Annotated in this window: 23 protein-coding genes; 5 read left to right on the plus strand and 18 right to left on the minus strand. The window is 66.4% G+C overall.

Translation table 11 applies throughout. The features are described 5' to 3' along the window. Position 1: 1 nt before the first annotated feature. The 3 genes from ACSC1S_RS01195 to ACSC1S_RS01205 form a co-directional block, all read right to left on the minus strand. Positions 2 to 1,849 (minus strand): UvrD-helicase domain-containing protein, encoded by a 1,848-nt coding sequence (locus ACSC1S_RS01195; protein ID WP_435362810.1) that lies wholly within the window; start codon positions 1,847 to 1,849, stop codon positions 2 to 4. Between the two features lie 166 nt (positions 1,850 to 2,015). Further along, the gene (locus ACSC1S_RS01200) at positions 2,016 to 2,174 is read right to left on the minus strand and encodes a DUF7563 family protein (RefSeq protein ID WP_435320212.1); all 159 of its coding nucleotides are present in this window, start codon (positions 2,172 to 2,174) and stop codon (positions 2,016 to 2,018) included. A 345-nt stretch (positions 2,175 to 2,519) separates the two neighbouring features. Then, on the minus strand, positions 2,520 to 2,699 hold the full coding sequence (locus ACSC1S_RS01205) for an HVO_0416 family zinc finger protein (protein ID WP_435316966.1): 180 nt from the start codon (positions 2,697 to 2,699) through the stop codon (positions 2,520 to 2,522). A 142-nt stretch (positions 2,700 to 2,841) separates the two neighbouring features. Between ACSC1S_RS01205 and ubaA the strand changes: the two genes are divergently transcribed. Next, positions 2,842 to 3,654, plus strand: a complete 813-nt coding sequence (gene ubaA, locus ACSC1S_RS01210) for an SAMP-activating enzyme E1 (protein WP_435362811.1) — start codon at positions 2,842 to 2,844, stop codon at positions 3,652 to 3,654. Between the two features lie 58 nt (positions 3,655 to 3,712). Here ubaA and ACSC1S_RS01215 read toward each other — a convergent pair whose 3' ends face one another. Together ACSC1S_RS01215 and ACSC1S_RS01220 are read right to left on the minus strand one after the other, a co-directional pair. Beyond that, positions 3,713 to 4,009 carry a hypothetical protein gene (locus ACSC1S_RS01215; RefSeq protein WP_435362812.1) on the minus strand — a complete coding sequence of 99 codons (297 nt, stop codon included), beginning with the start codon at positions 4,007 to 4,009 and terminating at the stop codon, positions 3,713 to 3,715. 133 nt (positions 4,010 to 4,142) lie between these two features. After that, positions 4,143 to 4,913: an HAD-IIA family hydrolase gene (locus ACSC1S_RS01220; RefSeq protein ID WP_435362813.1), complete on the minus strand. Its 771-nt coding sequence runs from the start codon at positions 4,911 to 4,913 to the stop codon at positions 4,143 to 4,145. 118 nt (positions 4,914 to 5,031) lie between these two features. Between ACSC1S_RS01220 and ACSC1S_RS01225 the strand changes: the two genes are divergently transcribed. Then, the gene (locus ACSC1S_RS01225) at positions 5,032 to 5,844 is read left to right on the plus strand and encodes a DUF4097 family beta strand repeat-containing protein (protein ID WP_435362814.1); all 813 of its coding nucleotides are present in this window, start codon (positions 5,032 to 5,034) and stop codon (positions 5,842 to 5,844) included. Here the strand turns inward: ACSC1S_RS01225 and ACSC1S_RS01230 are convergent. The 8 genes from ACSC1S_RS01230 to ACSC1S_RS01265 form a co-directional block, all read right to left on the minus strand. After that, on the minus strand, positions 5,841 to 6,287 hold the full coding sequence (locus ACSC1S_RS01230) for a desampylase (protein ID WP_435362815.1): 447 nt from the start codon (positions 6,285 to 6,287) through the stop codon (positions 5,841 to 5,843). The genes ACSC1S_RS01225 and ACSC1S_RS01230 overlap by 4 nt on opposite strands. 4 nt (positions 6,288 to 6,291) lie before the next feature. After that, positions 6,292 to 7,227 carry an ABC transporter substrate-binding protein gene (locus ACSC1S_RS01235; protein ID WP_435362816.1) on the minus strand — a complete coding sequence of 312 codons (936 nt, stop codon included), beginning with the start codon at positions 7,225 to 7,227 and terminating at the stop codon, positions 6,292 to 6,294. 56 nt (positions 7,228 to 7,283) lie between these two features. Next, positions 7,284 to 7,625: a hypothetical protein gene (locus tag ACSC1S_RS01240; protein ID WP_435362817.1), complete on the minus strand. Its 342-nt coding sequence runs from the start codon at positions 7,623 to 7,625 to the stop codon at positions 7,284 to 7,286. A gap of 72 nt (positions 7,626 to 7,697) precedes the next feature. Continuing rightward, complete coding sequence (locus ACSC1S_RS01245) at positions 7,698 to 9,179, minus strand: carboxypeptidase M32 (protein ID WP_435362818.1); 1,482 nt, start codon at positions 9,177 to 9,179, stop codon at positions 7,698 to 7,700. Positions 9,180 to 9,240: 61 nt separating this feature from the next. Next, complete coding sequence (locus ACSC1S_RS01250) at positions 9,241 to 10,434, minus strand: hypothetical protein (protein WP_435362819.1); 1,194 nt, start codon at positions 10,432 to 10,434, stop codon at positions 9,241 to 9,243. 43 nt (positions 10,435 to 10,477) lie between these two features. Beyond that, positions 10,478 to 11,992: a carboxypeptidase M32 gene (locus ACSC1S_RS01255; RefSeq protein WP_435362820.1), complete on the minus strand. Its 1,515-nt coding sequence runs from the start codon at positions 11,990 to 11,992 to the stop codon at positions 10,478 to 10,480. Positions 11,993 to 12,310: 318 nt separating this feature from the next. Continuing rightward, positions 12,311 to 13,426, minus strand: coding sequence for a M20 family metallopeptidase (locus ACSC1S_RS01260; protein WP_435362821.1), 1,116 nt, complete (start codon positions 13,424 to 13,426; stop codon positions 12,311 to 12,313). 47 nt (positions 13,427 to 13,473) lie between these two features. After that, on the minus strand, positions 13,474 to 15,105 hold the full coding sequence (locus tag ACSC1S_RS01265; RefSeq protein WP_435362822.1) for a protoglobin domain-containing protein: 1,632 nt from the start codon (positions 15,103 to 15,105) through the stop codon (positions 13,474 to 13,476). 133 nt (positions 15,106 to 15,238) lie between these two features. On the opposite strand from ACSC1S_RS01265, the gene ACSC1S_RS01270 reads away from it, so the two are divergent. After that, positions 15,239 to 17,119, plus strand: coding sequence for a PINc/VapC family ATPase (locus ACSC1S_RS01270; protein WP_435362823.1), 1,881 nt, complete (start codon positions 15,239 to 15,241; stop codon positions 17,117 to 17,119). A 59-nt stretch (positions 17,120 to 17,178) separates the two neighbouring features. Here ACSC1S_RS01270 and ACSC1S_RS01275 read toward each other — a convergent pair whose 3' ends face one another. The 5 genes from ACSC1S_RS01275 to ACSC1S_RS01295 form a co-directional block, all read right to left on the minus strand. Further along, positions 17,179 to 17,409, minus strand: a complete 231-nt coding sequence (locus ACSC1S_RS01275) for a DUF6199 family natural product biosynthesis protein (RefSeq protein WP_435362824.1) — start codon at positions 17,407 to 17,409, stop codon at positions 17,179 to 17,181. Positions 17,410 to 17,518: 109 nt separating this feature from the next. Next, positions 17,519 to 18,049, minus strand: coding sequence for a hypothetical protein (locus ACSC1S_RS01280; protein WP_435362825.1), 531 nt, complete (start codon positions 18,047 to 18,049; stop codon positions 17,519 to 17,521). A gap of 62 nt (positions 18,050 to 18,111) precedes the next feature. Further along, positions 18,112 to 18,522, minus strand: coding sequence for a hypothetical protein (locus tag ACSC1S_RS01285; RefSeq protein ID WP_435362826.1), 411 nt, complete (start codon positions 18,520 to 18,522; stop codon positions 18,112 to 18,114). A gap of 63 nt (positions 18,523 to 18,585) precedes the next feature. Next, positions 18,586 to 19,017, minus strand: a complete 432-nt coding sequence (locus tag ACSC1S_RS01290) for a type IV pilin N-terminal domain-containing protein (RefSeq protein WP_435362827.1) — start codon at positions 19,015 to 19,017, stop codon at positions 18,586 to 18,588. Positions 19,018 to 19,119: 102 nt separating this feature from the next. Then, positions 19,120 to 19,398: a MarR family transcriptional regulator gene (locus ACSC1S_RS01295; RefSeq protein ID WP_261649900.1), complete on the minus strand. Its 279-nt coding sequence runs from the start codon at positions 19,396 to 19,398 to the stop codon at positions 19,120 to 19,122. 114 nt (positions 19,399 to 19,512) lie between these two features. Between ACSC1S_RS01295 and ACSC1S_RS01300 the strand changes: the two genes are divergently transcribed. Next, on the plus strand, positions 19,513 to 19,842 hold the full coding sequence (locus tag ACSC1S_RS01300; RefSeq protein WP_435362828.1) for an EMC6-like membrane protein: 330 nt from the start codon (positions 19,513 to 19,515) through the stop codon (positions 19,840 to 19,842). 2 nt (positions 19,843 to 19,844) lie between these two features. Next, positions 19,845 to 21,659, plus strand: a complete 1,815-nt coding sequence (locus ACSC1S_RS01305; RefSeq protein ID WP_435362829.1) for a ribosome biogenesis/translation initiation ATPase RLI — start codon at positions 19,845 to 19,847, stop codon at positions 21,657 to 21,659. Positions 21,660 to 21,709: the final 50 nt, after the last annotated feature.

Below are 21,709 nucleotides of genomic sequence, written 5' to 3' on the forward strand. Positions count from 1 at the left end.
CTCAGTCGGCTGCTTCGGGCTCGACGGGCTGTTTCGCTTTCTCGATGAGCTCGTCGAGGTCGATGCCGGTTATCTCGTTGTTCAGGAGGACGTCGATCGAGAGGGTCGGCGCGCCGTCGACGAGGTTCTCCAGCAGGACGAGGCGCTCGCGGGCGCGAGACATCCCGACGTAGAACACACGTCGCTCGTTGTCGGTCAGGATGGGGACCGGCGAGGTCGTCTTGGTGAACTCGATATCGTCGTCCAGTGCGTCCTCGTCGACCGTCGCCACCATCTGCTCGACGACCTTCTCGGTGAGGTCGGTCGCCATGAACACGTGGTCAGCCTCGCGACCCTTCGCGGAGTGGATGGTGCCGAGACGGACGTGGTCGCGGTCCATGTCGCGGTGTTCGCCGGTCGCGAAGTACGCCTTCATCGACTTGCGCTGGAAGGAGGTGACCTTCCGGACCATGTCCGACGCCGACGCCGGGCCGGGCATGAACGGGACGAAGTCGCTCACGAGGTCGGGCGAGATGGTGAGCTCGGTGAGGTCCTCGACGCCGGCCTCCTCCTGGGCCTCGTCGATGGCGTCGAAGAACTCGTCGCGCTCGTTCGTGCCGAAGGCGGACTCCTGGAGCATGTCGGCGAGACGGCGGGCCTGCAGCCCGGTGATGTCCTCGCCTTCCTCGATCTGCTCGACCGCGGTGACGTAGTCGTTCAGGCGGTCGGTCCACATGCGCTGGTCGGTCAGCGACTTGAAGGGGATACCCTCCGTGATGAACTCGTCGATGAACTGGAACATCTGGTAGCGCGCCCGGAACAGGATCATGATCGTCCCGTCGTCGTTCTGGATGGTCCGGCGGACGTTCCGCACGAGGTCGAGCATCGACGGGTTCTGGACGGCTTCGACGACCCCGCCCTCTTTGCGGGGTTTGAGGTCCTTGTCCTGGCGCTTCTCGATGTGACGGATCTCCTTGTTGACGATGTTGAGGATGCGCGAGGGGAGACGGTAGGAGTTGGGGAGGATGATGTCGTCGTCCGGCTCGGCGTCGAGCAGGAGGTCGGGGTCGGCACCTTGCCAGGCGTAGACGACCTGGTCGTCGTCACCCGCGATGAGGACGCCCTTCATGTGAGGCCGCCACTCGTCGTAGACGCGGTGCTGGAGCGTCGTGATGTCCTGGAACTCGTCGATGACGAGGTAGTCGACGTTCGGGAGCAGGGAGCGCTGTTCGACCCGTTCGAGCATGTCCGCGAAGCCGACGAGTTCGTTGTCGCCCTTGTACTTGCGCCACGCCCGGATGGTCTCGGGGACGTCGATACGGTCGTCGTCCGAGGGCCACGTCGGGGTGTACTTGTTGCCTTCCTGGGCGTTGGGGTCGATCTCGGGCGGGAGGCGGACCGTCTCGACGTCCCACTGGAACGGCACGTCGTACCAGTCCGCGACCTCTCGGTTGGTTCGCTGGAGCCACTGGCTCGTCGCGATGATCTTGTTTCCGATGGTGGTCGAGCGGGCGGTGCGGCGGCCGGCACCACCGTACTCGTCCTCGTACTCGATGCCGTACTCCTCGCAGAACTCCTCCTTGTTGGACTCGCCGACGACGTCGTTGCGGGAGAGGTTCAGGAGGTCGTACGCCTTCGCGTGCATGGTGCAGACGTTCCCCTGGAGGGAGCGGGGATTGATGTCGAGGCGCTCGGCGAGACGCTCGCGGATCTCGGCTGCTGCCGCACGAGTGTAGGAGACGACGAGGATGTCGCGGAAGGTCACATCCTCGTCTTCGAGGATCTCCTCCACCTTGTCGAGGAGGGCTGTCGTCTTCCCGCTTCCCGGGCCACCGAAGAGGCGGGTTACTTTCGTCTCGGCGTCAGTCATTAGACGCATACTGGGGGCCGACACGGATAAGAACCATGGGTTTGCTCCGCCCCCTGTGAGGCGATACCAACAGCGGCGCAGGGTGGTGAAAATCCGACGTGAGAACGGCGGATGAACGGCCGGGGTCGCGAACGGTCTGTAGACGGTCCTCGATCTGTAGACGGTACTAGTTGTTTCGAGGAGAACGAGCCTCTCGTACGTCGCTTCCGTCACGGATTTTGTCCTTGCAGTTAGGACAGACACGGGGGTCCTCGATGCCTCGTGGTGTGAACACTCTGGCATATGCATCTGTGACGAAAGACCCGCAGTTCTGGCATTCCGGCATTTGAATCTCCATTCTGTGGAGATGGAATTATCTTTAATAATGTTTCCCCCTAGTGACCTCGGTTGCCGGTTCTCAGGCAACTGATACCACGGCCCGCTCGAACGGCCATGAATGGGAAAGGATGGGTAGTCGCTGGAGGGATACCGTGGTATCAACTCCGACAGAAGTCCGCCCGATTGAACTGTTGACGGCGTGCTGAGCGGCGGGGGCGCGCTGCTTACGGTGATTACTACTGTCGAAAGAAGTGTCACCCGTGGTCGCGCGCGGTCCGCCGCCACGACCACCGGTCGGTCATCTGCGCGTCACTGGTCGGTTTCTGTTCACCGGGGCGCGCCGTCGCTGGGGTCAGTTCGGTGCCCAGCCACAGACCCCGCAGTCGTCGGCGGTCTCGTCGTGGAGCGCCATACAATCGGGGCACTGGAGCTTGTTGTAACTTCGATCCCACCCTACCGGTTCTGTCTCGTGACCGCGGTCTGCGAGGAATTGGTCGAACACGTCGTCACCGGATTGGGGTGCGGACGCCATGTGACATGGTAAAGCACACCACGTACTAAACGATTGTGGTGTGACACCACAAAACACGCCTAGGCAATATTTAGCATACTAATGCGCCAGTCAGTCCCGACCGAGGCGTGAGAGTTTTTCCCCCACCGACCGAAGTCGCAGTATGACCGGCCTCAGTCTCGATCCGACGCAGCTCGACCGCTACTCCCGGCACATCATCATGGACGAGGTCGGCCCCGAGGGCCAGGAGCGTCTCCTCGACGCGGCCGTCCTCTGTATCGGCGCGGGTGGCCTCGGCTCGCCCGTCATCGAGTACCTCGCCGCCGCGGGTGTCGGCCGCCTCGGCATCGCCGACGACGACGTGGTCGAACGCTCGAACCTCCAGCGTCAGGTCATCCACCGCGACGCCGACGTCGGCGAACCCAAGGCCGAGAGTGCCGCCCGGTTCGTCCGCGACCTGAACCCCGACGTGACCGTGGACGTCCACGAGACGCGCGTCGGCCCCGACAACGTGACCGACCTCGTGGGCGAGTACGACCTCGTGGTCGACGGCAGCGACAACTTCGCCACGCGCTATCTGGTGAACGATGCCTGCGTCCTTTCGGAGACGCCCTTCGTCCACGGCGCCATCTACAAGTTCGAGGGGCAGGCGACCACGTACGAACCGGGCGCGCCCTGCTACCGGTGCGTGTTCCCGGAAGCACCCGAACCCGGCACCGTCGCCGACTGTGCCACGACCGGCGTCCTCGGCGTCTTGCCCGGGACGCTGGGCTGCATCATGGCCACCGAGGCCGTCAAGAAGGTGCTCGGGGCCGGCGAGAGTCTCGATGACAGGCTGTTGCTGTACGACGCCATGGACATGAGCTTCGACGAGGTGCCGGTGCGCCAGAACCCCGGCTGCCCGGTGTGCGGGGACGAGCCACAGATCGGGTCGGTCGCGGACGTGGACTACGCAGAGACGTGTGCTATCGAGTGAGGTTTCACCGGGTTATCGAACGACTGGATGCAGCTACCTGTCCCAGTGGCATCACCCACTACAGTCGCACCCCGAACATGGCCAATATCCCGGACAGGAGGAAGTACAGGAGATTCAGTCCGACGAACAGTAAGACGGTGTTGAGGATGACCATCTTGAGTGTTTCAATTCGAGAATTGGCAGCGTCGCCACCGGCCCTGTCCATTCCCGCGTGATCGTTTGTGTATCCCAGTGATTGGAGGACTGACGACTCAGAATTCGTGGGTTCTCCGTCGAGATGGTCCCGTCCAGCGACGTTGCCTCCATTCAGCACTCCCGGACTGACCCCGTCCGTCCCGCCGCCGTCACCGTCCATATCGACAAGAAACACTTCAGCACTGATCAGTTTTCTTTTCGCCACTCGAATTGCGCTCTCAAAACGTCTTCCTGATTTGCGCGAAAGCGCACACCGGGTGGACAGATGGGTTCCAGAACTGCCCCAGTCCCGTCTACAGAATCTCCTCGATGTCCCCCAGCGATTCCAGAATGTGGTCCGGCTGGACGTCCGACGCCACCGCCTCCTCCCGCGTCGTCGCGCCCGTCAGCACCAGCGCCGTCTCCATCCCGGCCCGTTCGCCCATCAGGATGTCAGTGTGGAGGTTGTCCCCCACCACGAGGCACTCGCTCGGTTTCACGTCCAACGTTTCACAGACCGCGTCTGCCATGTGCTCCGACGGTTTCCCGATGACCAGCGGGTCGCGGCCGGTCATGCCCTCGATGGCACCGACGGTCGCACCTGCTCCGGGTTCCAGTCCGTCGGGCGTCGGGTAGGTCCGGTCGGGATTCGTCGCGACGAACAGAGTCCCCCTGTGGAAGGCCCGGAGCGTCTTGGTCAGCAACTCGTGGCTGATGTCGTAGGCCTTCCCGGCGGCGACCACGTCGGCGTCACCCGATTCGACGACGGTGAGGCCGGCGGCTCGAATCTCCTCGTGGAGGATACGGTGGCCGACGACGAACACGTCGGCGTCCGGGTGGTGCTCGGCGAGATATGTGGCCGTGGCAGACGCAGAGGAGGAGAGGCCGCCGATGTCGCCCGGGATGCCGAGCGATTCCAGCGTCGCGGGGAAACTGCCGCGGTCGACGCTGGTGCTGTTGGTGACGAACCGGATGGCCAGGCCGGCGTCCCGCAATGCCAGCACGCCCTCGTCGGCTCCCGGAATCAGTTGCTCGCTGCGCCAGACGGTCCCGTCGAGGTCCACGATGGCCGCGCGTCGTGTCATTGACGTTGGATTCGCCCGCCGGGGTTGTAACGCTGCCCCCGGCCCCTTGCCGTGCTCGGGCGCGAACCGCTGGCACGGCTCAGGCGCGCTTTATCATCTCAGCCGACGAATCTGTCCCATGCAATCATTCTCGCGGAGAGATATCATCGGTGCCGGGGCCGCGGCGCTCACTCTCGGCCTCGCCGGCTGTACCGGACTCGCGGTGAGCACCGAGGTCCGGTCGGATTCCTACGTCGTCGACGGCGGCACCCTCGTCGTCGAGACGAGCAACGGCGACGTGATGGTCGAACCGACCTACAGCGAGCAACTCGAAGTCTCGTACACGATGCAGACGAACGGCCCACGCTCGGAGTTCGACCGGGTGCACGTCGACGTCGAGACCGGTGCGGCGAACCGGGTCGTCGCGAGCATCGACGCCAGCGGGTTCATCCCGCTGAGCGTCTCCGTCGACCTCCGAATCCGCGTCCCGGAGGGCGTCCGGGTCATCGGTGCGAAGACCGCCAACGGCGACGTCACCGTCCAGAACGTCGCCGGTGACCTCGTCGCCGAAACCAGCAACGGGAACGTCGAGGTCACCGACGTCGAGGGCTACGTCACGCTGCGCTCGACCAACGGCGACGTCACGGCCAGAAACATCCAGGGGCTCGACGCGGCCATCAGCACGAACGGCGCGGTCGACGTGGACGTGCTCGGCCTGCGTGGGGACGCCGAGGTCCGGTCGTCGAACGGCGACGTGACGGCGCGCCTCGACCCGTCGTTGCAGGCCGCCCTCGAGGCGAAGACGAGCAACGGCGAGGTGACCTGGCGCGACATCGAACTCGTGACGACCACCTGGGACGACAACGAGGTCCAGGGGAACATCAACGGCGGGAACAGCCCGCTCATCCGGGTCCAATCGAGCAACGGTGACGTGACAATCCGGGCCCGCTAATCGCGGCCGTCTCTCGTCTGCAGTGTCTCGAACTCGTCGCCCGTCCAGACCCACGCGCCGATGTTCGCCGCGTTCTTTTCCGTGGTCTCCCCGGCCAGCGAGACGATACAGTACACCTTTCCCCTCCACGTCGCCTGTGCCTGGTCGGTCGCACTCGGTCCGGCCGGCCCGGCTGGATGCGAGTGATAGAAGCCGACGACGTCGTGCCCCGAGTCTTCCAGTTTGTCGATGACGTGGACCGTCTCCGCGGGGTCGAGTTCGTACCGGGTTCGAGGACTGTCCGCGACGTTCGTGACGGGGTGGACGCTCGTCACCGTCCGGTCGCCGTCCGGGTCCTCCGTGCCGCCGAGGACGCCACAGGCCTCGTCGGGGGCGACGGCCCGGGCGTGCGCGAGAAGGTGGCTCCGGCAGTCGTCCGGGAGCTGAAGGTGTCGGTCCCCCATCCGGTCAGACCGTCCCGAACCGGCGTTCGTCCAGTGTCGATAGCGGCTGGGCGGCGGACTCGGGCGGGCGCTCGAACGCCCCGGGGTGCACGACGCTCGCGAGAAGCTCCAGCGAGTCCACGGCCCGTGGCCCGGGGCGGTTCATGTACTGGTCGCCGTCGATGGCCCAGATGTTCCCCTCCTGGACCGCGGTCAGGTCCTCCCAGCCCTCGCGTTCGGTCAGGTCGCCCAGGTTCCGCCGGGTCTGGTCGAGGTCGAATCCGCAGGGTGCGACCACGAGTACGTCCGGGTCGTACCGCAGTAGGTCGTCCCACTCGCGAGGGACGGACCGGTCGCCGGGGGCGGCCATCCCGTACTCGCAGTTCGCGCGGTGGGCGAGTTCGGGCACCCAGTGACCCGCGACCATCACGGGGTCGGTCCAGTCAAGCACGGTGAGGTGTTGCTGTTCGCAGCCGTCCTCCCTGGTGCGTTCCTCGACCGCGGCGACCCGCGACCGGAGCGAGTCGACGAAGTCGGTGGCTTCGGCCTGCTTGCCGAGTGCGGCCCCGATGCGCTGGATGTCGTCGTAGATGTCGGAGAGGCTGTGTGGGTCGGTCGTGAGTACCTCGGGGGTCGCGTCGATGGCGTCGATGGCCTCCTCGACGAGCACCTCGTCGACGGCACACACGTCGCACATCCCCTGCGTGACGACGAGGTCCGGGTCGAGGTCGTCCAGCAGGTCGACGTCGATGCCGTAGACGCTCCCGTGCTCGGACTGGGCCTCGTGTACCTGCTGGTCGATGTCGTCGCTGCTGGCGCTCGCGTCGACGTGGCTGTACTCGACCGCCGGGAGGGCCTGTGCTGCCGGCGGGTAGTCGCACTCGTGCGAGACGCCGACCGGCTCCACCCCGAGCGCGTAGGCGATCTCCGTCGCGGCAGGCAACAGCGTCACGACGTTCATACTGGCCAGTCCGGTGCGAGCCGAGATAAAAGGCGTGTCGGCGGCAGTCACCGCAGTCAGAGAACGGAGATGGCGATGGCGATGACGCCACCGACGACCATGAGCAGGCCACCGCGTTTTCGTTGTTTCACGTCGTCGGGGTCCACCTCGACCGCGTCGTAGTCGGTCTCACCCGTCATGAGCCCGGCGAGCCAGGCGGAGTAGGCTTCGGCGTAGACGAGGTACTGCAGGCCGACGAGGGCGATGATACCGCCCATCCCGGCGACCAGGGTGTTGCGCTGGGTGAGGTGACCGACGGTCACCCCGAGGCCGAGCGTCGCGACCACGAGGAGGGCGAACAGGACTACAGCCCCGCCGAGGGCGAACTTCGCGTGACGGACCGTCCGAGCGCGTGTCATGTGTGTTGGCTCGCTCCCGGGTGGTTTCAAGCTTGTCGAACTGCCCCGCCCGCGATGGCCGGTCGCCCCGCGCTACAGGTCGTACAGCTCCCCGTACTTCTCGCGGACGTGGTCGAGGTAGTACTCCGCAGTCAGGGGTTCGCCGGTGGCCTCTTCGACGAGTTCGTCCGTGGTGTACCGACAGCCGTGTTCGTGGACGTTCTCGGTGAGCCACTCGTGCATGGGCTCGAACTCGCCGCGGCGGATGTGCCCGTCGAGGTCGCCGATGTCGTCTTCCATGGCGGCCGCCAGTTGCGCCGCGAGCACGCTCCCGACGGTGTAGTTCTGGAAGCCGGCGAAGCTGTAGGACCAGTGGATGTCCTGCAGGCAGCCCTCGGCGTCGTTCCGGGGGCGAATCCCGAGGTAGTCGTCCATCTTCGCGTTCCAGGTGTCGGGAATCTCGTCGGCGGCGAGGTCGCCCTCGACGAAGGCGCGGTCGATCTCACAGCGCAGGATGATGTGCAGGTGGTAGGTTATCTCGTCGGCCTCGACGCGGATGCGGTTGTCCGGGCGGACCTTGTTCACGGCCTGGTAGATCTCGTCGACCGTGGCGTCAGAATGCTGTGGGAACCGGTCGGTGAACTTCGGGAGGAACGCCTCCCAGAACGCCCGGGACCGCCCCACGTGATTCTCCCAGAAGCGGCTCTGGGACTCGTGAACCCCCGAGGAACGCGGTTCCCCGAGGGGTGTCGCGTAGGCGTCGTCGCGCAGGCCCAGCTGGTAGGTCGCGTGGCCGAACTCGTGGATAGCCGCGGTGAGGGCGTCGAGTGGTTCGCCGTCTTTGAACCGGGTCGTGATGCGAGCGTCGAACTGGTTACCGGACATGAACGGGTGGGGGGCGGTGTCGAGGCGGCCGCGGTCCCAGTCGTACCCGAGGAAGTCGAGCGCGTCCTCGCAGAGGCCCAGCTGGGCGTCCTCGCTGTAGCTCCCCTCGAAGGGCCAGGCGACCTCGCTATCGGACGCCCGAATCGCCTCGATGAGGTCGGGGAGTTCCGCTTTCAGCTCCTCGAACACCTGCTCGACCCGCGAGAGCGGCAGGTACGGCTCGCCGTCCTCGAACATCACCTCGTAGGGTGAATTCGACTCGTCGATGTACTCGGCGCGCTCGCGATGGAGGTCTCGGAGGCTCCGAAGGGTCGGCGCGAACGCCTCGAAGTCGCTCTCGGCTTTCGCCTCCTGCCAGGTCTCCTGGGCGTCGGACTGGGTGCGCGTGAGTTCGTCGACGAGGGCGCTCGGTACGTCGGTCTCGCGCTCGTACTCGCGGCGAACCTCGCGGACGACGGCCTGCTCGTCGGGTTCGAGTCCCTCCTGGTCGGCGGCGTCGAGCAGGTCGGCGGTCTCGTCGCTCACCAGCAACTCGTGTCGCGTGGTCGAGAGCGCCGCAAGCTGCTGGGAGCGCGCGGGTGTCCCCCCGGCCGGCATCATCACCTGCTGGTCCCAGTTCAACAGCCCGGCGGCGTTCCCGATATTGGAGAGGCGGCGATACCGGTCGAGCAGGTCGTCGTATGCTGCCATGTCTCACACTGCGGGTGGCGCGGTAATCAACATCGGGGTCTACCGCAGTGAAGGAGCCGGTTCAGATGGGACGATACCACTCGACCGGGGCGCCCTGGTACGCCGTCGGGGCTTCACCGACGTCCCACCCGAGCTCGGTCGTCTCGACGAAGGCGTAGGTCCGCCCGTCGAGTGTGTAGGTGTCGTCCGTCGCCGAGTCGTCTCGCAGCCCCACGGCCGCGTGACCGTCGACGACCATCACCACCACGTCCCGGTCGAACGGTGCAGTCGCCAGGAGCCCGGCTAGCAACAACGACCGGTCCTCGCTGTCGCCGCCGAGCTCGATGACAGTTTGCGCGAGGGACTTCCGGTTGCTGTCGTAGGTCTCGGTCACCGATTTGGGGCCGTTCGGCAGTGCCTGCACCACGTCGATGGCGTGGTTCACCAGCTCCCGGGGTGTGCTCGCGACCCCGTCCACCATGGTCTGCCCGACGATGCTCCGGGCGAGCCGGGGGACGACGCCGTTGCGCACGGATGCTGAGACGAGTGACTGTGGGGCCAGCGTCTGGAAGGCGTAGTGCCCGGCCCGCAGGTAGGCTGACTTGGGAACCGAGAGCGCGACTCGCCGGTCGCCGACGGGGTACGCCACCCGGATGGCTCCCTCGACGCTGGTCCGGCGCACGCTGCTGTCGTTCTCGACGTCGGCCAGCTCTTCGGACGCCCGGGACCGAACGGCCGTGATACTGTCCGCGCTCACGAGGAACGGGTCCGTCTCGTGGAGGTGGACGGGCGCGGACTCCTCGGTGCCGCCGGGAAGCAACGCGACGGTGTAGTAGACGGTCCGGTGTTCCGGGGCCGCGCGCGGGTCCAGCGGGACCGTCACGCCCGTCCGCCCCTCGGCCGCTGGCTCGACGATGACTTTCTTCTCGTCGTACACTTCGCCCGGCTCCGGCGCGGGGTATCCCTGTGCCCGGATTCGCAGCGTTAGCTCGTCGTCCGGGACCGTCTGCATGACGGGGCTGGTCGGGTCGACCAGGAACTGGAGCCCGCGCTGGTCGTACGCCCGGACGAACGAGCCGCTGTCCGGCGGCTCGACACGCCGCTGGAGGTCACCCGGGTCGAGGGATGGTGCCTCGGGGTTGGCCGGTCGGGTCGTCCGCGTCGGGGTGACGCTGAACCGGTCCGGGCGATTCTGGATGGTCCCGCCACAGCCGGCGAGGAAGCTCACGCCGGCGGTGACGCCGCTGAGGAATGCACGCCTGGAGGGCCGTGGCATGCACCCCAGTATTTGGAAGCTGCGCAAAAAGATTACGGGGAAGTTACAGGTCGTACAGCGCGCCGTACTTCTGCTCGACGTAGTCGATGAAGTAGTCGGCCGTGAAGTCTTCTCCCGTTGCTTCGCGGACGAGGTCGTCGGTCGTGTAGCGCTTGCCGTGGCGGTGGATTTTGTCCGTGAGCCAGGCGTGCAGCTCCTCGAAGTCGCCCTCGCGGACCTTCGATTCGAGGTCGTCGATGTCGTCCTCGGCGGCGTCGTAGAGCTGCGCCGCGAGTACCGAACCGAGCGAGTACGTCGAGAAGTAGCCGAAGGAGCCGTGGCTCCAGTGGATGTCCTGCAGACAGCCCGTCGCGTCGGTGTCGGGCCGGATGCCGAGGTACTCCTCGTACTTGTCGTTCCAGGCCTCGGGCACGTCTTCCACGTCGAGGTCGCCCGAGATGAGTTCGCGCTCGATCTCGAAGCGGACCACGATGTGCATGTGGTAGGTGAGTTCGTCCGCCTCGACGCGGATGAGGTTGTCCTCCTTCACCGTGTTGGCGGCCTCGTACACGTCACGCGGGGTGGCGTCGTCGAGCTGCGGGAAGCGCTCTTTCATCGCCGGCAGGAAGCGCTCCCAGAACGCCTCGGAGCGACCGATGTGGTTCTCCCAGAGGCGGCTCTGGGACTCGTGGACGGTCAGGTCGCGGGCCTCGCCCAGCGGCGTGCCGTAGTGCTCGTCCGGCAGGCCGAGCGTGTAGCTGGCGTGGCCGAACTCGTGGATGGTCGAGGTGAGCGCGCCCAGCGGGTCGGCGGGGTTGAACCGCGTGGTCACGCGGGCGTCGAACTGCGTGCCGGTGGAGAACGGGTGCGGTGCCACGTCGAGGCGGCCGCGGTCCCAGTCGTACCCGACGGTGTCGAGCACGTCGCGGGCCAGTTCCTCCTGGGTCTCCGCGTCGAACTCGCCCTCGAACGGGGTGGCGAGTTCGACCTCGGAGTCGCGGATGTCCTCGACGAGCGGGACGAGGTCCTCGCGGAGTTGCGCCAGGGTCTCCTCGGCGGTGTCGAGGCCGAGGTACGGCTCGTAGTCCTCGAAGAGAACTTCATACGGGTCCTTGTCGGGGTCGATGTACTCGGCGTACTCCTTCTTCAGTTCGACCAGCTTCTCGAGGCTGGGCGCGAAGATGGAGAAGTCGTCCTCTTCTTTCGCTTTCTTCCACTTCGGGTGGGCCTCGGAGGTCGTCTCGGAGATCTCCTGGACGAGTTCGGTCGGCACGCGGGTCGCGCGCTCGTGCTTCCGGCGAATCTCGCGGACGACTGCCTCCTGTTCGGGCTCGAGGTCGGCGGCCTCGAGGTCGTCGAGGTAGCCGGCCATCTCGTCGCTGGTGAGCAGTTCGTGGCCGATGGCCGAGAGGGCGGAGAGCTGCTGGGAGCGGGCGCGTGTCCCCTCCTCGGGCATCATGACCTCCTGGTCCCAGTTCAGGACCTGCTGGGCGTACCCGACGTTCGAGAGGCGCTGGACCGTCGAGAGGAACTCCTCGTAGAGCTCCCCTGACTCTTCAGTGGCGGCTTCGCTTGCCATACCCGGCCAGTTTCGGTTCGAAACCCATCAATCTCGCGGTGTGGTGTGCATGGGTGGCAGGGGCCTGTGGGTGGTGTAGGAGAGTGGAGGGTCTCGCTGCGTGGGTCTGTGAGAAAGCAGGTCACTCGCGCTGGTGGCACTGGAACCGCAACCGCCCCGCACCGCAACCACGCCCTCCCCAGCCGATTCCGTTCCTCGCTTCACTCCGTTCCACTCCGGTACTCATCCCTCGCGCGACGCCGCCTCGCGGTCTCACTGGTGTTCGACACGCTCGCCAGCGCGCGCCGCACCAGTCCTCGAAATTCAGACGCAGGCCGATTACGACCAGCTCTCCGACAGCCCGAGATACGCCTCGTAACAGGTCTCCAGCACGGCCAGACTCACGCTCTCGTCGCGGGTGTGGGCCTCACCGGGTTCGCTGGGGCCACAGACGATGCACTCAGTTCCAGCCTGTGCGAGCCACCCGGCGTCGGTCGCGTGGGGTTTGGTGACGTGCTGGCCCTGTCCCGACTGCACGTCCTGGACGGCCGCCAGCACCGCAGCCGCGAAGTCGTCGTCGTCGCAGCGCATCGGCGGGAGGTCCTGCACGACGGACCATTCCACACCGTCGAGTTCTTCGACGGATTCGAGGGCGGCCCGTTCACCGGGAACGGTGCGCTCGTCGACCGTTATCTCGCAGGTCTCGGGGACGACGTTCCAGGCCGAGCCGCCGTCGATCTCGGTGACGACGACGCTCCCCTCCAGCGTCTCCCCGGCGGCTTCGGTGGTCGGCCAGTCGAGGTTCTTGATGCGCTCGACGGCCTCGCAGCCGCGGTAGATGGCGTTCTCGCCCAGGTGGGGCTCGCTGGCGTGGGCGGCCGCCCCGCGGGCCGTGACGGTACTCCCGCGGCGGCCCTTGTGCGCGAGCGCCACGTCGACGATTCCTTCGGGGGAGTCGTACCCGGTCGAGCCCTCGGCCACGAGGGCGTGGTCCGGCGCGAATCCCTGGTCGATGGCGTACCGGGCCCCGACCCCGCCCACTTCCTCGCCGACGAAGGAGGCGAACACCAGTTCGCAGTCGGGGTCGGCGTCACGGAAGGCCAGCATCGCGGCCGCGACCGCGCCCTTCATGTCCGCGCTGCCCCGGCCGTAGAGCCGCCCATCTTCCTGATAGACGACGTAGTCGCCGCCGGCGTCGACCTGCGATTCGTCCGGCGGCACCACGTCGTGGTGGCCGACGAGCGCGAGGCTGCGGCCCCCGGAGCCATTCCGGGCGATGACGTTGCCGCCGCGGGGGGCGCTGTCGGTCTCGTCGTGCTCGCCGGCGTCGTCCCTGGTGACTGCTGCAGCAGTGTGCTCGCGCAGCCAGTCCTCGATGAAATCGCCAACTGCGGCCTCGCCGTCGTGGCTCGGAATCGAGACGAGGTCGCGGGTGAGGGCGGTGAGTTCGTCCATGGCGAGGGCGACGGGCGTGGCGGGCAAGAAAGTTCGCGACAGGGAACCTACGGGAACTGCTCGTACACCGGCGTCTCCTCGGTTCCCTCCGATTCGGTCAGGCGGTGGACCGCCATCTCGACGCTGGCGACGTTCGCGGTCTGCTCCTCGCTCGCGGCCGCGACCGACTCCGCCTCGCTGGCCACCCGGTCCGCGGCCGAGGCGACCTGCTCGACCGAGGTTGCGAGCGTCTCGACGCTCTCGGCCTGCTGGTCGGCAGCGGCCGCCACGTCGTCCATCCCCGCAGCCGTGGCCCGGGCGGACTCGTGAATCTCGTCGAGGTGCGTGACGGTCTCGCGGACCTGGTCGGTCCCCGCCTCGACCTGCTCGGCCGTCTCGTCGACGGTCTCGACCGTCTCGGTCGTCGCCTCGCGCACGCCCTCGACCGCCTCCTCTATCTCGTCGAGGTCGGCCTGGGCCTTTTCGGCGAAGGACTTCACCTCGGTCGCGATGACGCTGAGCGTGTCGCTGGTGGCGTCGGCCCGGGTCGCCTCGATGTTCGCGTTCGTCGCCAGCACGGCGGTCCGTTCCGCCAGCGAGTCGATGCGGTCGACCACCTGGTCGATGTCGTCGGTCCGGGCTTCGAGGGTGCTCGCGGCGGCCTCGACCTGTGCTGCTGCCTCCTCGATGGCCGCCAGCGAGTCGAGCGCGCCGTCGGCTGCGTCGGCCCCGTCCGCGGCCAGCGCCTCGGTCCGCTCGCTCTCGGTGCGAACCTCGTCGGCCACGCTGGCGACCTCCTCGGCGGCCGCGCTGACCTCGTCGAGTTCGCCCGCGGTCGCCTGTATCTGGGCGGCCTGCGTCCCGGTCAGGTCGCTGATGGCCTGGGCACTCTTCGAGACCGCGCTGGAGGCCTCGTGGAGCTCCTCGACCGGGCTCTGCACCTCCAATTCGACCTCGTGAGCGAGCTGTTCGCGGCGCTCGATGGCGCGTTCGAGGCGCTGGCTGTAGGAGTCGACGTAGGTGTCGGTCGCGACCTGCAGGTCGAGGTTGATGATGCGCAACAGGGCGAGGACGTCCTGCATCCCGTCGTGGATTGCCTCGCGGACCGTCGCCTCGAACGACTCGTCGAGCCCGTCGGCCGCTTCGTCGCCGAAGCCGAGCGCACCGACGAGCTTGCCGAGGCCACCCCCCGCGTCGTCGTCCCGCTCTTCGGCCCACTGCTCGATGGCGTCGACGACCTGCCCCTGCACGCGGTCGTCGACCTCCGAGAGGATGAGGTCGTAGTACACGCCGTACTGGCCGACGTAGTGTTTGAGGGGCATGTCCAGAATCTCGTGGAGCTTCCCGATGCGAGCCCGGTTCGCGAAGTACTGCTGGTCGTACTCGCCGGTCGCCAGCGAGACGAGGTAGGCCCGCTGGGTCTGCTTGAGCATCTCCACGCCCTTCGGGGAGCGCTCGATGACGGCGCGGGTCTGGTCGTACTGCAGGAGGTTCTCGTAGAAGTCGTCCGCGATGGCGTCCTGGTGCTCGCGCAGGAGCGGTTCGAGGTCGGCGAGGCGTCGCTCGTCCTCGCCATCGAACCCGATGAACTCCTTGCGCCAGCGCACTTCCTCGGCGTCCAGTCCGATGTCCTCGACCAGTGTGGCAGCGTCGACGAATCGGTTCAGGCCACCCTGGCCGAACTCCTGTTCCGGTTGCATACCTGACGAACGTGTTCGGGTAGACCTAAGCCCGCAGGGGGATTCTCACTCGGCTGGAATCTGTGGCGGTGCCCGGATTCGCGACGGCGTGCACGTCCGTGCCCTTATGAACCGTCGACTCCGAACACCGCACATGAACGTTGTACCGGACACGAGCGTGGTCATCGACGGCCGCGTGTCCGAGAAAGTCGACGCCGGCGAGTACGCAGGGGCCACTATCTCCGTCCCCGAAGCCGTCGTCGCAGAGCTGGAATCGCAGGCGAACGCCGGAATCGACACCGGCTGGGAGGGACTCGAAGAGCTGCAGCGACTCGCGGACTTCGCCGACGAGGGGGTCATCACCCTCGAGTACGTCGGCAAGCGCCCCGACGCCCGCAGCATCGACCACGCCGCCGAGGGCGAGATCGACGCCCAGATTCGCGACCTCGCCGCCGAGATGGGCGCGACCTTCCTCACCAGCGACGTGGTGCAGTCCCACGTCGCGAAGGCGAAGGGCCTCGACGTGGAACTCCTCTCCGCGGAAGCCCGCGAGATAGACCGTCTCGCGGTCGAGAACTACTTCGACGAGGCGACCATGAGCGTCCACCTCAAGACGGGTACCGTCCCGAAGGCCAAGCGTGGCGACATCGGCGACATGCACTACGTCACCATCGCCGACGAGCCCCTCGAAGAGGCGACCATGGCCGAGTACGCCGACGAGATACTCAATGCGGCCAAGGAGTCCGCCGAGGGCTTCCTCGAACTCTCGCGCACGGGCATGGACATCGTCCAGTTCCGCAACTACCGCATCGCGGTCGCTCGCCCGCCGTTCTCGGACGGTATCGAGATCACGGCGGTCCGGCCCATCGCCCAGACCGACATGGAGGACTACGAGCACAGCGGGGAGCTCAAAGACCGCATCCTGGAGCGCCAGCGCGGCATCCTCATCTCCGGGTCGCCCGGGGCCGGGAAGTCCACGTTCGCGCAGGCGGTCGCCCGCTTCATCTCGGACAACGACTACTCCGTCAAGACGATGGAGAAACCGCGCGACCTGCAGGTCGGCCCGGACATCACCCAGTACACCGAACTCGACGGGCAGATGGCCAACACGGCCGACGCCCTGCTGATGGTCCGCCCGGACTACACCATCTACGACGAGGTTCGCAAGACCAACGACTTCGAGGTGTTCGCGGACATGCGCCTCGCCGGCGTCGGCATGATCGGTGTCGTCCACGCCACTCGCGCCATCGACGCGCTCCAGCGTCTCGTCGGCCGCGTGGAACTCGGCATGATTCCGCAGGTCGTCGACACCGTCGTCTACATCGAGGACGGTGAGATCGCGAAGGTGTACGACGTCCAGACCGAGGTGAAGGTCCCCCACGGCCTCACCGAGGAGGACCTCGCGCGCCCCGTCATCACCATCAACGAGTTCGAGACGGGCACTCCGGAGTACGAGATCTACACGTTCAACCGGCAGGTCGTCACCGTCCCGCTCACCGACGACGACGGCAAGAGCGACACCGGCGTCGACCGCATCGCCAAACAGGAGATCGAACGCGAGATCCGCTCCATCGCCCGCGGGCACGTCTCGGTCGACCTGAAGGGCCAGAACCGGGCGGTCGTCTACGTCGAGGACGACGACATCTCGGCGGTCATCGGCAAGGGCGGCGGCCGCATCACCGATGTCGAGAACCGCCTCGGCATCGACATCGACGTCCGCACCCACGACGAGAACCCGAACTACCGCACCGGCGGCTCGGGCGGTGGCGGTGGCGGCGGTGGCGGTCAGAGTCAGGGATCAGGACAGCAAGACACCGGCCAGCTTGTCACCCCCGAAATCACGTCCCGGCACATCGTCATCCCGGTCGACGGCCACACCGGCGAAACCGTGGAAGTCCGTGCCGACGGCGACTACCTGTTCACGGCGACGGTCGGCCGCGGCGGCGAGGTGCAGGTCTCCCGTGGCTCGGCAATCGCCGACGAACTGGAGCGCGCCATCGACCGCAAGAACACCGTGACGGTTCACACAGCCTGAAGGTCCACGACCTGAGAATTCACACGGCTTGAGGTCGGCGCGTCACCGCTTCGAGCCCGTCACAGCAACTCACAGGCCACGAGCGAGCCGACGCCGACGAGGGTCCAGACGACCCCGGCGTACCGCGTCAGCGCGACCTTCCACGCCGCCGGTTCGACGGGTCCACTGGACCGTCGCCCGATGGCATCCAGCATCTCGTCCCACCGTGCCAGTTTCACAGGCCAGAGGACCATGGGTGGCGCGAAGAAGATGCCCAGCAGGGCCATGCTGTAGTAGCTTCCAGAGCACATGCACTCGTATCGGATACAGAGAATTGACACATAGGTCTTCGGTGCCTCCGACCCGGCAGTTGCTCGTTCGGGCGACGACACCGTGTCCCTCCGTCGTCTGTCGTCTCGCTCACCCGCAGGCGACGAGTTCCCAGGTGTACGTCGGCGGCTCCTCTTCGTACTCCGCGCCGGGGGCTCGCGCCGCGAACTGCTCGGTCACGTAGTACCAGCCGTGCGAGGATGTACTGCCAAGCATCGTCCGAGTCCCGTCCCCCGATTTTCCGAAGTCGACCTGCACCGATGCCGTGAGGAGCAGTCCCGAGTCGAACCGCTCTACCACCCTCGCGTTCCAGCCGTCGAAGCCGGACACACTCACGTCTTCGTCCGCTTCCAGTTCGGCCGTGGCGTACGCCTTCTCGAGATCGATGGCGAACGTCTCGGCAGTGGCTTCCGTCAGGGAGGCCGGAAGCGACGGGTACTCGCCCTCGGGGAGGGTGGTGACGGCACAGTCGTCACCGGGTACCGGAACACCGGCGGGTGCGCCCGCCGAATTCGTTGTGGTGCTCGCTGTCTCCGTCGTCGTCGTGGCTACTGGCGCGTCTCCACCGAGACAGCCACTGAGCAGTCCGAGCGCGGCGACGAGGAGGGTCCGTCGGCGCATAAATATATTTTTTTAGACAATAGCAAGTACTTTGTGCCGGGTCCAGTCCCGGCATCCCTCGATCACTCGTCGCCGTCCGCGTTCGGGTCGAGCAGGTAGTCACCGGCCCGCCAGGTGAACGTCAGGAACGCCGCGAAGTAGCCAGAACCCGCCCCGATCCAGCCCGCGAGACTACCCAGCGAGCCCTCGAACGCGGTCGCGGCCCCCAGCGCGACGATGAACGCGGCCAGTTCCACGAAGACGAGGTCGCCGAACATCGCGGCCCGCGACCGGTTTTTGAGGTAGTCGTCGGTGTCGAAGTTCGAGCTGATGAGGCCGAAGACGAGCAGGCCGGCCGGCGTCGAGAACGCGATGCCGATGGCGGTCCGCTGGGCCTCCGAGAGGCCGGCGATAGGTGTCGCCTGGACCGTGCCAGCGACGATGCTCGCGACGAACAGCGTCACCACCACGATGGCGAGTCGTTTGACGTTCATGGGCAGTGGTACGACAGGCCGGGGAGAAAGGCGGTTCGGTGTGCGCCGGTCCGGCGGGGGTGCTCAGGCGCTCGTCTCGTTGCCGGCGAGGGTGTACTCGCCGACGATGTAGCTGCGCGAGCCGCGCTCGTAGATGAGCTGGACGGTCTGGCCGGGCTCGACCCCCGAGATGGTCGTCGAGTCGCCCTCACCGACCTCCTCGCCCGGCTCGATGCCGAAGTCGGTCGCGTCCCAGGTGGTCCGCGAGCCGTCGACCACGATCTGGAGGTCGCCGGCGGTCAGTGCTTCCCCGCCGTCGTGGGTGATACGCAGTTCCGCCTCGCCGGTCTGCTCGAACGCGAACTCGGTGTCCGGTGGGTTCAGCGGTTCCTGGCCGCCGAAGATGTAGGCACCGCCGACACCGAGGACGCTCGCGGCCAGCATCACGAACACCAGCGCGATGACCCACGTCCGCTTCTCCTGTGGGGCGCGCTGGATCTCCGCCTCGTCGGTCATATCACTCGCGTCGCGGTCGACCTACAAGTAGCATGCGGCTGTGACGGGTTCACCGGCGGACAGCTGTCACTGTCCAGTGATGAGACCGAAAGGAGAGTGGACTTATTCGGCGCAGCAGGGTTCTGCGTCGCCGCCGTCCGCCGCGACCGCTTTCTCATCTATCTCGTAGAGGCTCTGTCTTGCGTCGGCGAAGTACACGTCCTGGTTGACGAGATCGATGTCCTGTAGCCGTTCGAGGGCGTACCGGACGGTTCGTGCGGAGAGCATGGACTCCTCGACGATCTGTTTCTGTGTGAGTGGCCCGTCGTACTCGAGTACTTTGAACACGAGCTTCGCACTCGGCGGGAGCTCCTCGAGATCTTCCCCAGTTGTAGCGGCCATCGTTACGAATCGAAAGCGTCCACGCTCATAAAGATTGACCCCAACGGGTATGGCGAACGCACACGCGAATCGCCAAGCGAACGCCTTTTTACGAGTCGTCACACACCAACGACCATGGCTACCGAAACAGCTGGCTCCGGCACCGATTCCGGGGGTCAGCACTTTGGGACGGTCACGCGCACGACGCTGTCGGCGGCGGCTGGCGTCGCCGCAGCGTTCGTCTCCGCGTGGCTCACCGGGGATATGGCTCCTGCAGCAGCCTCCCTGCACCAGCCCGCACAGGCGGTCGTCCTCGTCGCAATCGCCATCCAGCCGCTCATCCAGCGGCTGCTCGGCGTGTACAAGGACGACTTCGGCGCGAAGGACTTCCTCTTCATCGCGTTCATGACCTTCTCCATGTGGTTCGTCACGTGGGGCATCATGCTCAGCGCACAGGCCAACTGACCATGGCAGAGGATAGCATCGCGGTGGTCGACCTGGACCGGTGCCAGCCCGACCGCTGTAACTACGAGTGCAAGAACTACTGTCCGCCCAACCGCACGGGGAAGGAGTGCATCACCCTGCGTGGCGAGGACGCCATGGAGGGCAAGCCCGACCAGGTGCGCATCTCCGAGGAGATCTGTCTGGGCGAGACGTGTGGGATCTGCGTCGAGAAGTGCCCGTTCGACGCCATCGAGATCATCAACCTGCCACAGGAGCTCACCGAGGAACCGGCCCACCGCTACGGCGAGAACGCGTTCTCGCTGTACGGGCTGCCGGCCCCCGACTCGGGGCGCGTGACGGGTATCCTCGGCCCGAACGGTATCGGGAAGACGACGGCCGTCCACATCCTCGCGGGCGAGCTCTCGCCCAACCTCGGGGACTACGGCCACGACCCCGACTGGGAGGAGATTCTCGACCGCTACCGCGGCACCGAGTTACAGGACTTCCTGAAGTCCCTGCGCGACGGCGACGTGACCGTCGCCCGCAAGCCCCAGTACGTCGACCAGATTCCCAAGCAGTTCGACGGGGTCACTCGGACGCTGCTCGAATCCGCCGACGAGCGCGGTGTCCTCGACGAGCTGGCCGAGCGCCTCTCCATCACGCCGGTGCTCGACCAGCACATCGACAACCTCTCCGGCGGGGAGCTCCAGCGCGTCGCCCTGGCGGCGACGCTCGCCCGCGACGCGGACTTCTACTTCCTGGACGAGATCACGCCCTACCTGGACATCGGCCAGCGCGTCACCGCGGCGCGGCTCATCCGCGACCTCGCGGAAGACGGCGACCGGTCGATGCTGGTGGTCGAGCACGACCTGGCCATCCTCGACCTGCTCGCGGACAACCTCCACGTCGCCTACGGTGAGCCCGGCGCGTACGGTGTCATCACGAAGCCGAAATCGGTGCGGAACGGCATCAACGAGTACCTCAAGGGCTACCTCGACAACGAGAACATGCGCATCCGCCCGAACGCCATCAAGTTCGAGGAGCACGCCCCGCGGACCGTCAGCAAGGGCGAGGTCATCGCGGAGTACCCCGACCTCGAGATGAGCTACGGCGAGGGCGAGTTCGGTCTGGCGGTCGAAGGCGGGAAGATACGCGAGAACGAGGTCCTGGGTATCGTCGGCCCGAACGGCATCGGGAAGTCGACGTTCGCCCAGTTGCTGAACGGTGGCATCGAGCCCACGAAGGGCGAGATCGACTTCGAGCTCGACATCTCCTACAAGCCGCAGTACATCGACATCGACCAGCACATGCGGGTCGACGCGTTCCTCGCCTCCATCACCGACCAGTTCGGCTCCTCGTACTGGGAGACGGAGATCGCCAACCCGCTCCAGCTCGGCCGCATCATGGAGCAGAACCTCACCGACCTCTCCGGCGGTGAGCGCCAGCGCGTCGCCATCGCGGCGTGTCTCTCCGAGGACGCCGACCTCTACCTGCTCGACGAGCCATCGGCCCACCTCGACGTCGAACAGCGCGTGCAGGCCACGCGCGCCATCCGGCGCTACGCCGAGAGCCAGGACGCGACGGTCATGGTCATCGACCACGACATCTACATGATCGACCTGCTCGCGGACCGCCTGATGGTGTTCGACGGTGAGCCCGCAAAGCACGGGCACGCGGGCACACCCCAGGGCATGCGCTCGGGCATGAACGAGTTCCTCGCGAACCTCGACGTGACGTTCCGTCGTGACGAGCGCACCAAGCGCCCGCGGGTGAACAAGCCGGACTCGCAGCTCGACCGCCAGCAGAAGTCCGAGGGCGAGTACTACTACGCCCCCTGAGCGCCTACCGTTCGTATCGAACCGAAGCGGTAACGTGCTATCAGTTCCTT

It is taken from the genome of Haloarchaeobius pelagicus, from assembly GCF_051207375.1.
Lineage (GTDB): Archaea > Halobacteriota > Halobacteria > Halobacteriales > Natrialbaceae > Haloarchaeobius.

Bases quoted from the DNA above. Each gene is read 5' to 3' on its own strand.
- ACSC1S_RS01195 (WP_435362810.1), bottom strand. From the start codon at position 1,849: ATGACTGACGCCGAGACGAAAGTAACCCGCCTCTTCGGTGGCCCGGGA.
- ACSC1S_RS01200 (WP_435320212.1), bottom strand. From the start codon at position 2,174: ATGCCGGAATGCCAGAACTGCGGGTCTTTCGTCACAGATGCATATGCC.
- ACSC1S_RS01205 (WP_435316966.1), bottom strand. From the start codon at position 2,699: ATGGCGTCCGCACCCCAATCCGGTGACGACGTGTTCGACCAATTCCTC.
- ubaA (WP_435362811.1), top strand. From the start codon at position 2,842: ATGACCGGCCTCAGTCTCGATCCGACGCAGCTCGACCGCTACTCCCGG.
- ACSC1S_RS01215 (WP_435362812.1), bottom strand. From the start codon at position 4,009: ATGGACGGTGACGGCGGCGGGACGGACGGGGTCAGTCCGGGAGTGCTG.
- ACSC1S_RS01220 (WP_435362813.1), bottom strand. From the start codon at position 4,913: ATGACACGACGCGCGGCCATCGTGGACCTCGACGGGACCGTCTGGCGC.
- ACSC1S_RS01225 (WP_435362814.1), top strand. From the start codon at position 5,032: ATGCAATCATTCTCGCGGAGAGATATCATCGGTGCCGGGGCCGCGGCG.
- ACSC1S_RS01230 (WP_435362815.1), bottom strand. From the start codon at position 6,287: ATGGGGGACCGACACCTTCAGCTCCCGGACGACTGCCGGAGCCACCTT.
- ACSC1S_RS01235 (WP_435362816.1), bottom strand. From the start codon at position 7,227: ATGAACGTCGTGACGCTGTTGCCTGCCGCGACGGAGATCGCCTACGCG.
- ACSC1S_RS01240 (WP_435362817.1), bottom strand. From the start codon at position 7,625: ATGACACGCGCTCGGACGGTCCGTCACGCGAAGTTCGCCCTCGGCGGG.
- ACSC1S_RS01245 (WP_435362818.1), bottom strand. From the start codon at position 9,179: ATGGCAGCATACGACGACCTGCTCGACCGGTATCGCCGCCTCTCCAAT.
- ACSC1S_RS01250 (WP_435362819.1), bottom strand. From the start codon at position 10,434: ATGCCACGGCCCTCCAGGCGTGCATTCCTCAGCGGCGTCACCGCCGGC.
- ACSC1S_RS01255 (WP_435362820.1), bottom strand. From the start codon at position 11,992: ATGGCAAGCGAAGCCGCCACTGAAGAGTCAGGGGAGCTCTACGAGGAG.
- ACSC1S_RS01260 (WP_435362821.1), bottom strand. From the start codon at position 13,426: ATGGACGAACTCACCGCCCTCACCCGCGACCTCGTCTCGATTCCGAGC.
- ACSC1S_RS01265 (WP_435362822.1), bottom strand. From the start codon at position 15,105: ATGCAACCGGAACAGGAGTTCGGCCAGGGTGGCCTGAACCGATTCGTC.
- ACSC1S_RS01270 (WP_435362823.1), top strand. From the start codon at position 15,239: ATGAACGTTGTACCGGACACGAGCGTGGTCATCGACGGCCGCGTGTCC.
- ACSC1S_RS01275 (WP_435362824.1), bottom strand. From the start codon at position 17,409: ATGTGCTCTGGAAGCTACTACAGCATGGCCCTGCTGGGCATCTTCTTC.
- ACSC1S_RS01280 (WP_435362825.1), bottom strand. From the start codon at position 18,049: ATGCGCCGACGGACCCTCCTCGTCGCCGCGCTCGGACTGCTCAGTGGC.
- ACSC1S_RS01285 (WP_435362826.1), bottom strand. From the start codon at position 18,522: ATGAACGTCAAACGACTCGCCATCGTGGTGGTGACGCTGTTCGTCGCG.
- ACSC1S_RS01290 (WP_435362827.1), bottom strand. From the start codon at position 19,017: ATGACCGACGAGGCGGAGATCCAGCGCGCCCCACAGGAGAAGCGGACG.
- ACSC1S_RS01295 (WP_261649900.1), bottom strand. From the start codon at position 19,398: ATGGCCGCTACAACTGGGGAAGATCTCGAGGAGCTCCCGCCGAGTGCG.
- ACSC1S_RS01300 (WP_435362828.1), top strand. From the start codon at position 19,513: ATGGCTACCGAAACAGCTGGCTCCGGCACCGATTCCGGGGGTCAGCAC.
- ACSC1S_RS01305 (WP_435362829.1), top strand. From the start codon at position 19,845: ATGGCAGAGGATAGCATCGCGGTGGTCGACCTGGACCGGTGCCAGCCC.